The organism is Aquimarina sp. I32.4, assembly GCF_002924285.1.
Classification (GTDB): domain Bacteria; phylum Bacteroidota; class Bacteroidia; order Flavobacteriales; family Flavobacteriaceae; genus Aquimarina.
Map to the genome: position 1 here is coordinate 17,851 of NZ_PGUB01000032.1, position 13,758 is coordinate 31,608.

13 protein-coding genes are annotated in these 13,758 nt (G+C 31.1%); 10 read left to right on the plus strand and 3 right to left on the minus strand.

From position 1 onward, the window contains the following. Positions 1-23: 23 nt before the first annotated feature. The 9 genes from CVD18_RS09145 to CVD18_RS09185 all read left to right on the plus strand — a co-directional run bounded on the left by CVD18_RS09145 (position 24) and on the right by CVD18_RS09185 (position 10,047). Positions 24-1,148, plus strand: a complete 1,125-nt coding sequence (locus CVD18_RS09145) for an N-acetylmuramoyl-L-alanine amidase (protein WP_103865140.1) — start codon at positions 24-26, stop codon at positions 1,146-1,148. 85 nt (positions 1,149-1,233) lie between these two features. Further along, complete coding sequence (locus CVD18_RS09150; RefSeq protein WP_103865141.1) at positions 1,234-2,184, plus strand: MlaD family protein; 951 nt, start codon at positions 1,234-1,236, stop codon at positions 2,182-2,184. Positions 2,185-2,190: 6 nt separating this feature from the next. Further along, on the plus strand, positions 2,191-3,519 hold the full coding sequence (locus CVD18_RS09155) for a (Fe-S)-binding protein (RefSeq protein ID WP_103865167.1): 1,329 nt from the start codon (positions 2,191-2,193) through the stop codon (positions 3,517-3,519). 71 nt (positions 3,520-3,590) lie between these two features. After that, complete coding sequence (locus tag CVD18_RS09160; protein WP_103865142.1) at positions 3,591-4,037, plus strand: phosphoheptose isomerase; 447 nt, start codon at positions 3,591-3,593, stop codon at positions 4,035-4,037. Positions 4,038-4,094: 57 nt separating this feature from the next. Then, entirely contained in the window at positions 4,095-4,886 is a 792-nt protein-coding gene (locus CVD18_RS09165) for a (Fe-S)-binding protein (protein ID WP_103865143.1), read from the plus strand. A 113-nt stretch (positions 4,887-4,999) separates the two neighbouring features. After that, positions 5,000-5,485 (plus strand): ABC transporter ATPase, encoded by a 486-nt coding sequence (locus CVD18_RS09170; protein WP_103865144.1) that lies wholly within the window; start codon positions 5,000-5,002, stop codon positions 5,483-5,485. 7 nt (positions 5,486-5,492) lie between these two features. Then, positions 5,493-8,417 (plus strand): glycoside hydrolase family 3 N-terminal domain-containing protein, encoded by a 2,925-nt coding sequence (locus CVD18_RS09175; RefSeq protein ID WP_369858592.1) that lies wholly within the window; start codon positions 5,493-5,495, stop codon positions 8,415-8,417. A gap of 56 nt (positions 8,418-8,473) precedes the next feature. After that, entirely contained in the window at positions 8,474-9,364 is an 891-nt protein-coding gene (locus tag CVD18_RS09180; RefSeq protein WP_103865145.1) for an aldo/keto reductase family oxidoreductase, read from the plus strand. A gap of 227 nt (positions 9,365-9,591) precedes the next feature. Next, the gene (locus CVD18_RS09185) at positions 9,592-10,047 is read left to right on the plus strand and encodes a hypothetical protein (protein ID WP_103865146.1); all 456 of its coding nucleotides are present in this window, start codon (positions 9,592-9,594) and stop codon (positions 10,045-10,047) included. Between the two features lie 10 nt (positions 10,048-10,057). Here CVD18_RS09185 and CVD18_RS09190 read toward each other — a convergent pair whose 3' ends face one another. The 3 genes from CVD18_RS09190 to CVD18_RS09200 are packed head-to-tail and all read right to left on the minus strand — an operon-like array spanning position 10,058 to position 12,047. Next, positions 10,058-10,594: an RsmD family RNA methyltransferase gene (locus CVD18_RS09190; protein ID WP_199185063.1), complete on the minus strand. Its 537-nt coding sequence runs from the start codon at positions 10,592-10,594 to the stop codon at positions 10,058-10,060. Positions 10,595-10,597: 3 nt separating this feature from the next. Further along, positions 10,598-11,422: a DUF3822 family protein gene (locus tag CVD18_RS09195; RefSeq protein WP_103865147.1), complete on the minus strand. Its 825-nt coding sequence runs from the start codon at positions 11,420-11,422 to the stop codon at positions 10,598-10,600. Further along, positions 11,403-12,047 (minus strand): hypothetical protein, encoded by a 645-nt coding sequence (locus CVD18_RS09200; protein WP_103865148.1) that lies wholly within the window; start codon positions 12,045-12,047, stop codon positions 11,403-11,405. Before CVD18_RS09200 ends, CVD18_RS09195 begins: the two co-directional genes overlap by 20 nt. A 136-nt stretch (positions 12,048-12,183) precedes the next feature. Here CVD18_RS09200 and CVD18_RS09205 point away from each other — a divergent pair, with 136 nt between their 5' ends. Beyond that, complete coding sequence (locus tag CVD18_RS09205) at positions 12,184-13,611, plus strand: ATP-dependent RecD-like DNA helicase (protein WP_103865149.1); 1,428 nt, start codon at positions 12,184-12,186, stop codon at positions 13,609-13,611. Positions 13,612-13,758 lie beyond the last annotated feature (147 nt).

Here is a 13,758-nt window from a genome sequence, read left to right on the forward strand (position 1 = left end):
AGTAGTAAAATTATTTTTAATTGATGAAACAAAATGTAAAGTGTAGTGTTTTTCTAGCGGTTTTTATTTTTCTTATACCTGCTTTCAATTTCACTGTATCCTCTCAGGAAAAAGGTAAATTTGTAGTTGTTCTAGATGCTGGGCACGGTGGCCATGACCCAGGTAACAGAGGGAATGGGTATAAAGAAAAAGAAATAGCATTGAATGTAGTACTTGCTGTAGGTGCTACTTTAGAAAAAGATGATAGATATAAAGTGGTTTATACTCGTAAAACAGATAAGTTTATAGAGCTTCATGAGAGAGGAAGTATTGCAAATAAAGCAGGAGCAGATTTATTTGTGTCAATTCATTGTAACTCCCATCGTTCTCAAGCTTCGGGTACAGAAACTTTTGTGTTAGGATTACATGCAAATAATGAAAACTTTAATGTTGCCAAGAATGAAAACTCAGTTATTTTGCTAGAGGATAATTATAAAGCAAACTATGATGGTTTTGATCCTAATTCACCAGAATCTATAATAGGGTTAACTTTGATGCAAGAAGAATACTTAGATCAGAGTCTTACTTTGGCAAGTTTTGTTCAAAATCGATTTAAAAAAATACTAGAAAGAAAAAGTAGAGGAGTAAAACAAGCTGGTTTTGTGGTCTTGCATCAGACATACATGCCTAGTGTTCTTATTGAATTAGGTTTTCTTACCAATAATAAAGAAGGAAAATATCTTAATTCTAAAAAAGGACAAGATGATATGGCAAAATCAATCACAACTTCTATTATTGATTATAAAGAAAGTTTAGATGCTATCTATAAAGTTTCTCAGCCAAAAACGATTGAAATAACCAAAGTTACTACAGAGGTAGAAGAAGATAAAAGTTATGGTGATATAACGTTTAAAGTGCAAATTGCTGCAGGATCAAGTGATATAGAACTACAACCTTTTAATTTTAGTGGATTAGATCAATTGTCAAAAAATAAAGCAGGAGAGTTGTATAAATACTATTATGGAAACACATCTAACTATACTTTGGCACAAGAATTAAGAGATGTAGCTAAAGGAAAAGGATTTGATTCTTGCTTTATTGTAGCTTTTCGCAATAGTGAATCAATTCCGTTAACAGATGCCTTAAAAGTAGACACATCTTCAAATTAATCTAAATAAATACTGACAATTCATTAATGAATTATCAGTAGATATGTATTTTTTATTCTAAATTTGTCCTAAAATATAATCTATTTTGAAATTTACTCGAGAAGTCAAAACAGGAATATTAGCCATCTGTGCAATAGCACTTTTAATTTTTGGTTATAGTTTCCTGAAAGGGAAAAATCTTTTAGAAAATAATAGAACCTTTTACGCTATATACACCAATGTAGAAGGGTTAATACCTTCATCACCTGTCACTATAAATGGAATGACAGTAGGACAGGTAGTTTCTATCGATTTTGCAGATACCAAAGGTAATCTAGTTGTAGAATTTAATGTGAATAGTGATTTTTCCTTTTCAAAAAATAGTCAAGCTAAAGTATATGGCGGTGGATTAATAGGAGGGAAATCTTTGGCAATAGTACCAATTTACGAACAAGGTCTGGAAGCAAAAGATAGAGACACACTACCAAGTAAGATAGAAGCAGGGTTGTTAGAACTAGTAAATGATAGGCTTACACCTTTGCAGGAAAAACTAGAAGCAGTAATAACTGATGCCGATACTTTATTGAATTCTGTGAATGGTGTTCTTAATGTAGATAATAAAAATAACTTAAATTCTATATTTAAAGATTTGAGTATAACAGTTAGTAATTTTAAAGGTGCTTCAACATCATTAAATAATATTCTGTCTGGTAATGAAGGAAAACTCAATAAAGTGTTTTCTAACCTAGATGAGATGTCAACTAATTTGAATAAGGTTTCTGATTCTTTGGCTCAAGTAAATGTAGCTAAATTAGGAAGGCATCTAGAAACAACATTGACTAATTTTGAAAAAATCTCAAGAGACCTAAATTCAGGGAGAGGAACGGCAGGGAAACTGTTAAAGGATGATAAGTTATATAGTAATCTTGAACAAACAAGTAAACAGTTAGAATTATTACTAAAAGATTTAAGATTACATCCAAAAAGATATGTACATATTTCAGTTTTTGGAAAGAAAAATACTCCTTACGAGAAACCAAAAGACTCAACACAATAAAAGATGATAAAATATATACCTAATATACTTTTTGTACTTATCTTATTAGCGGGTATCGGATATTTTGCAAATAATGTACGTAAAATCATTCGTAATATTCGTCTAGGTAAAGAGGTAGATCGTTCTGATAACAAAAAAGAACGATTTAAGAATATGGCTATGATAGCATTGGGACAGTCTAAAATGGTAAGACGACCAGTAGCAGGAATACTTCATATAGTGGTATATCTAGGATTTATCATCATTAATATAGAAGTATTAGAGATTATAATAGACGGTATATTTGGGACTCACAGAATTTTCTCCTTTTTAGGGGGAGTATATGATTTTCTTATCGGGTCATTCGAAATTTTAGCGTTTTTAGTTCTTGTCGGTGTGATTCTATTTTGGATTCGTCGTAATGTAATACGAATAAAACGTTTCTGGAACCCTGAAATGAAAGGATGGGCAAAAAATGATGGAAATTTGATCCTTTATTTTGAAATGGTACTTATGACATTGTTTTTAGTAATGAATGCAACTGATATTCAGTTACAGGAACTAGGAGCTAATCATTATATCAAAGCAGGGTCTTATCCAATAAGCCAGTTTATAGCACCTTTGTTTAGCTCTATGTCAGAGACTTCATTGATTGTATTAGAGCGATCAGCTTGGTGGTTACATATTATAGGAATATTAGTGTTTTTAAATTACTTATACTTTTCAAAACATTTGCATATTCTATTGGCATTTCCGAATACGTATTATGGAGACTTAAAGCCCAAAGGTGAGTTAAATAATCTTGAGGCTGTTACCAATGAGGTAATGTTAATGATGGATCCTAATGCAGACCCTTTTGCAGCTCCAGCAGATGAGGGGCAGGAAGAAGGAGAACCAGAGAAGTTTGGAGCATCTGATGTAACCGATTTAAATTGGGCACAGCTGTTAAACGCATATACATGTACAGAATGTGGTCGTTGTACTAGTGAATGTCCAGCAAATCAAACAGGTAAGAAGTTGTCTCCACGAAAAATAATGATGGATACAAGAGACCGTCTAAAGGAAGTAGGAGATAATATTGATAAGAATGGTAGTTTTGTGGATGATGGCAAGCAATTGTTAAATGATTATATAACTCAAGAAGAATTATGGGCATGTACAAGTTGTAATGCCTGTGTAGAAGCATGTCCTATAAGTATTAGTCCATTATCAATTATTATTGATATGAGACGTTATTTAGTAATGGAACAAAGTTCTGCACCAACAGATTTGAATAATATGATGTCTAATATAGAAAATAACGGAGCTCCATGGCCATTTAACCAAATGGATCGATTAAACTGGAAGGACGAATAGTTATTATAAAAACCAATAACCAATTTTTATAGTATTTTTTTTAACCAATTAACCGAAAACGAATAAAAATTATGAAAAAGGAAGAAGTAGAAAAATTGTTACATGATAAGATAGAAGAAGGAGAGCATATAAGCCCTGTGCTTCCTGAGGGTATTAAAAACTACCTTATAGATATCGATGGAACTATTACAGAAGATGTGCCAAATGAAGAGCCAGAAAGAATGGCTACTTGTGAGCCTTTTCCTGATGCATTGGTTACATTAAATAAATGGTATGATGAAGGACATATAATTTGCTTCTTTACCTCTAGAACAGAAGAACATAGAGGGGTAACAGAAATATGGTTAAAAACACATGGTTTTAAATATCATAGCCTTTTGATGGGAAAACCAAGAGGTGGAAATTATCACTGGATCGATAATCACTTGGTAAAAGCTACTCGATATACTGGTAAATTTACTGAATTGGTAGAAAGAGTTGTTGCTATCGAGGTTTTTGATGATGGAAAACATGATTAAAATATAAGCATAGATTATTACAAAAAGTAGGGATCTACAAGCTTTAAACATTATAATATGAGTGAAACAATAAAGGTGCCAACGATGGCAGAATATATGGCAGAAGGAAAAAGGCCAGAAGTTTTGTTTTGGGTTGGTTGTGCTGGTAGTTTTGATGATAGAGCAAAGAAAATTACAAAAGCCTTTGTAAAGCTACTTCATAATGCAGAAGTAGATTTTGCAGTATTAGGTACCGAAGAAAGTTGTACGGGAGATCCTGCAAAAAGAGCAGGGAATGAGTTTTTATTTCAGATGCAAGCCGTTACAAATATAGAGGTTCTTAATGCATATGAAATTAAGAAAGTGGTTACAGCATGTCCTCATTGTTTTAATACATTAAAAAATGAATACCCTGTATTAGGAGGAGATTATGATGTTATGCATCATACTCAATTTCTAAAATCACTTTTAGATGAAGGTAGACTAAAGGTTGAAGGAGGAAAGTTTAAAGGAAAAAGAATTACTTTTCATGATCCATGTTATTTGGGAAGAGCAAATAATGTATATGAAGCTCCAAGAGATTTACTTAGAAAATTAGAAGTAGAGCTGGTAGAGATGAAACGTTGTAAGCGAAATGGATTATGTTGTGGAGCAGGAGGAGCTCAAATGTTTAAGGAACCTGAGCCAGGTAATAAAGATGTAAATGTAGAAAGAACAGAAGATGCATTAAAAATTAAGCCTGATATTATTGCTGCAGGATGTCCATTTTGTAATACAATGATGACTGATGGTGTAAAGAGTAAAGAAAAAGAAGAAGAAGTGCAGGTTTTAGATGTGGCAGAGCTTATTGCAAATGCTCAAGATCTGTAGGTTTTTTCTTAGTTATATATAATTTTATCCAGAGTTAATATGTTTTTTCATATTAACTCTTTTTTATGGTCGTAAATAGAAATAGTTTTTATTATTTTAGTAAAAAATAGCTCATGTTAGTAGATTTTAATGATCTTCCAGAGACATCTAGAGTGTGGATTTATCAAGCCAATAGATCATTCACTTTAGAGGAACAGGAAGAAATAGAAAATAAAATAAAGGAATTTATAGCAGAATGGACAGCTCATGGAGCTGATCTTAAAGCAGGTTATGAAATTAAGTATAAGCGCTTTATAACTATAGGCTTGGATCAAGGAATGAACGCTGCTACAGGATGTTCTATTGATGCTTCTGTTCGTTTTATCCTAGAATTAGAAAAAGCGTATAACGTAGATCTAATGGATAAAATGAATGTTTCTTTTAAGCAAGGAGAATTTGTGGCCTACAAAACCCTTGTTGATTTTAAAAAAATGGCAAAAAATAGATCTGTATCCCCAAATACTATCGTTTTTAATAACCTGGTTACTAATATTGCTGAATATCGCACTAATTGGGAAGTCCCAGCAAAAGATAGTTGGCATAACCGTTTTTTAAATTAAATTTTTCGTGCGGCATATAATTGTAAAGTATATTTCTTTCCTAATTTTTTTTATAACTTTTGGTGCTAATGCTCAGTTAGATGATCCTTTGTTGGTAAATGATATTGAAGATCAAAAGAGATGGGTAGATAATGTTTATAATAGGATGACCCTTAAACAAAAGGTTGGTCAGTTATTTATGGTAAGTATAGCATCTTCTGCTTCACAAAAGGAGAAAGAAGAGATAAAAAGACTTATTAAAGAATTTGAGATAGGAGGTGTTGTTTTTTCTAAAGGAGGACCAAATCAACAAATAAAATTGAATAACGAACTTCAGGAGTTGTCAAAAATACCACTATTAGTTGGTATGGATGCAGAGTGGGGGTTGGCAATGCGCTTAGATTCTACTCAAGCTTTTCCGTGGAATATGACTCTTGGAGCAATTCAAGATAATGATTTAATAGAAAAAACAGGAAAGCAGATAGCGAAACATTGTAAACGAATAGGAGTACATGTTAATTTTGCGCCTGTAGTTGATATAAATACCAATCCTGAGAACCCTATAATAGGAAATCGATCTTTTGGAGAAGATAAAGACTTAGTAGCTCAAAAAGCTTTGGCATTTATGAAAGGGATGCAGAGTGAAGGAATTTTGGCAAGCGCCAAGCATTTCCCTGGACATGGTGATACTCAAAGTGATTCTCATAAGATATTACCAACTATTAATTTTGATAGTAATAGAATAAATAATGTAGAGCTATATCCATATAAAAAACTAATCAAAGAAAAGCTTTCTAGTATTATGGTTGCACATCTTAATGTGCCTAGCTTAGAATATAGACAAGGATACCCATCTTCGGTTTCCAAAAAAGTAGTATCAAATTTACTTAAAGATAGTCTTCAATTTAAAGGCCTGATTTTTACCGATGCACTTAATATGAAAGGTGTGTCAGATTTTAAAGCACCTGGTGATATTGATTTAGCAGCCTTTTTAGCAGGAAATGATGTCCTTTTAATGTCAGAAGATGTGCCTTTGGCATCACAAAAAATTGTATCAGCGTATTATTCTGGTGCTATCACAGAAGAACGTTTATCTCATTCTGTTAGAAAAATTCTATATGCAAAATATAAAGCAGGGCTTAATAACTATCACTCTATTAAGGCAGAGTTTCTTGATGAAGAATTAAATAGTTTGGAAAACAAAGTGCTTTTTCACCGTTTGATAGAAAATTCGTTGACAGTAGTAAAAAATGATAAAGCTTCATTGCCAATAAAAAATCTTGATCTTAAAAAAATTGCATACGTTTCTTTTGGAGATGATTCAGGCGAGGAATTTTATGAAGAGTTGAATAAGTATACTCAAGTAGATTGGATAAAAGCAGGTCAATTGGGTGAGATGATTGATAAATTAAAAAAGTATAATTATGTTATTGTAGGTTTTCATAAATCTAATAAATCACCTTGGAGTTCATATAAATTTAAAGATAAAGAATTGGTTTGGCTGTATGAGATTGCAAGATTAAATACTACAGTTCTCAATGTGTTTGCTAAACCATATGCTATGTTGGATATGCAAACTACTACAAATCTAGAATCAATTTTAATGGCATATCAAAATAGTAAAGTAGCTCAAGAAAAAGCAGCACAATTACTTTTTGGAGCATTAGAAGCCAAAGGAAAGCTTCCAGTCAGTATTAGTGAGGAATTTCCTGTAGGTACTGGTCTAGAAACAAGGTCTTTAAATCGGTTATCGTATGGGTTGCCAGAAAGTGTAGGGATGAATTCTTATAAGCTTGAGAAAATCGATTCTATAGTTGATTTTACGATACAAGAAAAAATGGCACCTGGATTACAGCTTATTGTTGCTAGAAAAGGAAAAGTGATATTCAACAAAAATTATGGATATCATACTTATAATAAACAACGAAAAGTAAAAAGTTCTGATGTATATGATCTAGCATCACTTACAAAAATATTAGCAACATTACCTCTAGCTATCGAATTGAAAGATAAAGGGGTTATTTCTTTGAATACCAAAGTAGGTAAAATGTTACCATCTTTTAAAGAGTCTAATAAGGAGCATATTACTATAAGATCCATGTTATCACATTATGCGAAATTTAAAGCATGGATTCCGTTTTACTTGCAAACAATGGATTCTGTAACTAGAAAACCAGATAAGAAATATTATAGAACTAGCCGTTCTAAAGAGTTTAATATAGAAGTGACCAACAATCTTTATTTCCGTAGTGATATGAAAGATTCTTTGTTATTGCAAATTAGAGATAGTGAATTAAGAGATAGGTTAAGTTATAAATATAGTGATTTGCCATATTACCTTTTAAAAAGATATATAGAAGATCATTACGATAACTCATTACATAAACTTACACAACAACATTTTTATAAGCCGTTAGGTGCAAATCATGCTACATTTTTACCTCTGAAAAAGTTTAAGAAACGAAGAATAATACCAACAGAGTACGATAAGATTTTTAGAGGAGAAGTTATTCATGGTTATGTTCATGATCAAGGAGCCGCAATGCTTGGTGGTGTTGCAGGTCATGCAGGGTTGTTCTCAAACGCCAATGATGTTGCCAAAATAATGCAAATGTACCTTAATGGTGGGTATTATGGAGGTAAGCAATATTTCGGTCAAGAAACATTAGATGAATTTAATACTTGTCATTATTGTCATAGAAGAGTACGACGTGGAATTGGATTTGATAAACCACAACTAGGAGACTTAGGGCCAACATGTGGATGTATATCAATGGCTAGTTTTGGGCATAGTGGTTTTACAGGGACATTTACTTGGGCTGATCCTGAACAGGAAGTGATTTATGTATTTTTGAGTAATCGAACATATCCGAATGCTGCAAATAGAAAACTTATATCAAATAATGTTCGTTCAGAAATACAAAAGATAATTTATGAATCAATAGAGGATTAATTTTTTAGAACATCTCCTTGTTGATTCTCTGTTTTAACTTTCAAAAAAAAAGAAAAATGAAAGCTCAAGGTTCAATATTTTCTCCAATAATTGCAGGGTGTATGAATTGGGGAGAATGGGGTGTTGATTTATCTGTAGATCAAGTTTGTAGATTGATTGAGGATTGTCTTGATATAGGTGTGTCAACATTTGATCATGCAGATATTTATGGACACTATACTACAGAATCATTATTTGGTAATGCTATTCAAAAAAAAACATCTCTTAGAGGTAAAATGAAGCTTATTACCAAATGCGGGATTAAATTAGTAACTCCAAACAGGCCTAGTAATAAAATTATATCGTATGATACAAGTAAAGAATATATAATATCTTCTGTAGAGAAATCATTACAAAACTTAAAAACAGAGTATATAGATTTACTTTTGATTCATAGGCCAAGTCCATTGATGAATCCGCAAGAAATTGCAGAAGCTTTTACTGAACTTAAGGACAGTGGTAAAGTTTTGTCTTTTGGTGTTTCTAACTTTACCATAACTCAATTTGAAGTATTGAATTCTTTTATAGATTTGATAACTAATCAGGTAGAGGTGTCTCCATTGTGTTTAAATCCTTTTGTTGACGGGGTTTTGGGTCAATGTATACTTAAAAAGATTAAGCCAATGGCGTACTCTGTCATGGCAGGAGGGAAGTTGTTTTCTAATGATCTAGATGACAGAGAGGTTAGAGTAAAAAAAGTGTTGACAGGTTTAAGTGAAAAATATAAAGCAAGACCAGATCAAATATTGATCTCTTGGATAATAAAACATCCATCAGGTATCATTCCTATAGTTGGTTCTACAAAAATTGACCGCATACGGTTGGCTGTAGATGCTTTGAAAATTACTATTACAGATGAAGAGTGGTTTATGATTTGGGAAGCCTCAGAAGGAAAACCTGTACCTTAATTAACTGTTTGTGGTAAGTATTTGTAATGAATAATTCTAAATGATTGTTAAATCGATAGTTATATGTTTGTTATAAAATACTAGTAAATTACATTTTTTTACTTTTTTTCCATATATTTAAAAATAGTAATTAATGATGTATTTGCGGTTTCATAATTTTTGGTATACTATCAAAAATTAATATTTCGTAAATCATATTTATTCTAACCCCACATCACTTAAGACCAATGAATAATTACAAGTTAACATATATTGGATTGATGATATCTCTCTTGGTATATGTAGTGTCTATTGTTTTAGAATTAGAGCTATTCGAAAATTTTATTATTGTATTAAAAAGTCTAGATAAATTTCAGTTTGATGAGATGATAATTCCTCTTATAATATTTTTTATATTTATTCTTGGAGATGTTAGACAGCATCTTAAAAAAACACAGATGGAGAATGTAAAAAAAGACATATACAAGGCGATGTTATCTTCTAGTCATCATATCCTAAATAACTTTATATATCAGATGGATATTTTTAAGATGACAGCAGAAGACACGCCTGGGTTTGATATACATGTATTAGCTTATTATGAAGAAATTATTAGTAATGCATCACATCAGATTAATTCTTTGAGTAACCTGTCTACTATTGATGAGTTTTCTATTCGAACTTCTGTGATGAAAGCTTCTTGATTTAAAAGACTTATTTTTTAAAAAAACTAAACACAGATCCTCCGTATTTTCTAGAATTATCAAAATAAGGTGCTTCTTCAAGAGAGGTGTATTTAGAATGTTCTATGATTAACATACCATCATCATTAAGCAATTCATTCTCAAATACTAGAGTGGCTATTTTTGTAAATTGTTCAATGGTAAAATCATAAGGAGGGTCAGCAAATATGATATCAGCTTTATGTTTTACCTTTTCAAGGTAGTTATATACATCACTTTTTATTGTTTCTATAGGAGAGCCTAGTTCTTTTGTAGTACTTTTTATATACCCTACACATGCATAATGTGAATCTACAGCTGTTATGTTTTCGGTACCTCTTGATAGAAATTCATAGCTTATGTTTCCAGTACCAGCAAAAAGATCTACTACTGAAATAGTAGAGAAGTTATAATAATTCCCCAGAATATTAAATAACCCTTCTTTGGCCATATCTGTAGTAGGGCGAACAGGTAATTTCTTTGGTGCCGTAAGTCTTTTTCCTTTGTGTTTTCCTGAAATAATACGCATAAATTAAAAATGACTAAGTAAAACAAAATGTTGATGAGCCTCAAGAGGAGGTATATGGGATGAAAAATGTGGTGTTATTTGATGGTTACCAAAACTCACATTACGGATATAGGTGTATGCGATGTTGTAGTATTCATTATTTTTTGTGATATTACCAAGAAAAACTAACCTGAACTCTTCTGGGTTTAACTGTAATTGTTCAGCAGTATACATTAAATAATATAAGAAATCCTCTTTAGTTTGATGTCTAAAAGTGTTACTTAAAATTAAATTTCCTTTATTAATAACAATGATATCAAAAGAAGCAGTACTCATATTAGCAAAAACACTAATTTCTCCACTATTTTTTTCTTGTGTAAGTAGCGAGTTAATTAATATAGTGCTAGAATGTTTATAGGTAAATGATCCAAAATTTTCAAAAAAGAAATTATTAATATTTGTATATGGTATATATACAGTAACAATATTATGAGGATCTAGTTCATCATAAGCTATAAAATCATGCTCTAGAACTTTTGTGTTAAATTTTAAATAATCATTTAGTAATTCTTTATTGAATAATGGTTTAGGAACTATAGTGTATAAGTCATTTTGATAAATTATTTCAATAGTACTAAATGATTCTTTTACATTTTGGTTGTGATCAAATATATGTTTGATCTTATCTAGTAATTGATTGGGTGTGATTTGTATGCCAAAATTTTCGCTTTCTAAAGCTATTATTTTTTTATTGGCGTCTACTATGCAAAAAGAAAGTCCATTCAAGCTTACTTGAATGGACAATATTTTTGATGTATTATCAATAGTATTATTGATCGTTTGTACCATAAGTTCTTGGCCAGTTACCAGATGTCATTACTTCTGTCATTGATCCTACAGATAGGTATGGTCCGTTAACTCCATCTACTGATTGTACTTCTTTTTCTTGAGCTAATAAATCTTTATCTAGATCATGTAGTAGTACATCTTTAGCTACTTTAGCTTCAAAAACAGCAACTCTAAGATCGTTTTTGTTGATGTAGCCAGCTTTTAGCTCAAAATTGGCATCGATTCCTTCAATAGGTATTTTAATCATATTTTTATGATTCCCTTTTTTGAATAATGAATCTTTAACAGATGCATGACCAAGGGTATCTACAATTACAGTATCTCTTGGCTCGTCAATTTTTAATACTTTATTAAATCTGATAAAACTGGAATCCCTTCTTTGAGTCAAAGTGAATTTAGCGGTATCTATAAATGCAACTAACTTAACTGGATCTTCTTCAAATTTTCCAGTTACAGTTCTATGCGCTATTTGAGCTGTACGAATATCTCTTAAATTTTCAACGGCTTTTGCATATCTGGCTTGCTTAATTTTATTGAATTCGACAGGACCGTTAATAGAATTGTATACTAAGTATCCCAAAAACCCTATAATTACCCAAAGAACTAATTGAATTACAATTTTCATTTTATAATTTAGCTTTAAACATTAGTGTATACGCAAATCTACAATTTTTTTTTAATCGTAAAAGTTTATTGCCAAAAAATCATCCTTATCTTTGATTTATTAATGAATATAATGAATTATATAGATAAAAAATTTAATGAGGGAAAAAGAATTTTATAGGTTATTAAAAGAAGATTTCCCTTTTGAACCTACTTTAAAACAAGATATTGTTTTACAAAAACTATCAGATTTTGTGTTATCAGAATCAAAGGATATACTTTTTTTATTAAAAGGGTATGCTGGTACAGGAAAAACTACATTAATTGGTTCTTTGGTTAAAAATCTATGGAAAATAAAGGTAAATGTAGTTCTTTTAGCTCCAACAGGACGTGCAGCTAAGGTGATTAGTAATTACTCAGGAAGACAAGCTCAAACCATTCATCGAAATATTTATTACCCGAAAAAAGATAAAAGTGGTGGAATGGCTTTTCAGCTGAAACAAAATAAGAGTCGCAATACTATTTTTGTAGTTGATGAAGCTTCTATGATACCTGATACGCCCAGTGATAGTAAGCTTTTTGAAAACGGATCACTACTTGATGATTTGATGATGTATGTATATTCTGGCCATAATTGTAAAATTCTTTTTATTGGTGATACAGCACAATTACCTCCAGTTAGATTAGAAGTGAGCCCTGCATTAGATATGGATAATTTATCTATGGGATTTAATAAAGAAGTTACTCAGATAGAACTTGATGAAGTTGTAAGACAAGCAGAGGGGAGTGGTATTTTGATGAATGCTACACGATTACGAGAGATTATAGCAGAAGGGTTTTATGGTTCTTTTCAGTTTAAAATTGCTGGATACCCAGATGTAATACGATTTTTTGATGGTCATGAGATCATGGAGGCGCTAAATGATGCTTATTCTAGCTCAGGGCATGAGGAATCCGTAATCATACTTAGGTCTAATAAAAGAGCAAATATATATAATCAACAAATTCGTTCGAGAATACTCTTTCAAGAAGAAGAACTTTCTCCTGGTGATTATTTAATGGTTGTAAAGAATAATTATTTTTGGCTAGATACTAAAAGTGAAGCTGGTTTTATAGCTAATGGAGATATAATTAAAGTATTAGAAATTTTCTCAATAAAAGAATTATATGGATTTCGATTTGCTGTAGTGAATGTGAATATGGTCGATTATCCAAATCAAAAACCTTTTGAAACAGTTTTACTACTTGATACATTAACATCTGAAACACCATCTTTATCCTATGAAGAGTCTAATAAATTATATCAAGAAGTATTAAAAGATTTTGAAAACGAAAATTCAAAATATAAACGGTTTTTGGGAGTGAAAAAGAATAAATTCTTTAATAGTTTACAAGTTAAGTTTTCTTATGCTATCACTTGTCATAAATCTCAAGGAGGGCAGTGGGATAAGGTTTTTATAGAACAACCTTATCTTCCTGATGGAATTAATAAAGATTATTTGAGGTGGTTATATACAGCCGTTACTCGAGCAAGAAAAGAATTATACTTAATAGGGTTTAAAGATGATTTTTTTGAAGAAAATTAATGCATGTAAAAATGTAAATATTGAATTTTATTCTTTTTTTAAGAAATTATAATGAAACTAAATAAGTAATCTGATCTAGGAATTAATTAAAAAAAGTTATTTTTGCATGTCTAGAAAAGCAACAAAATTTTGAACAAAACTACTTTA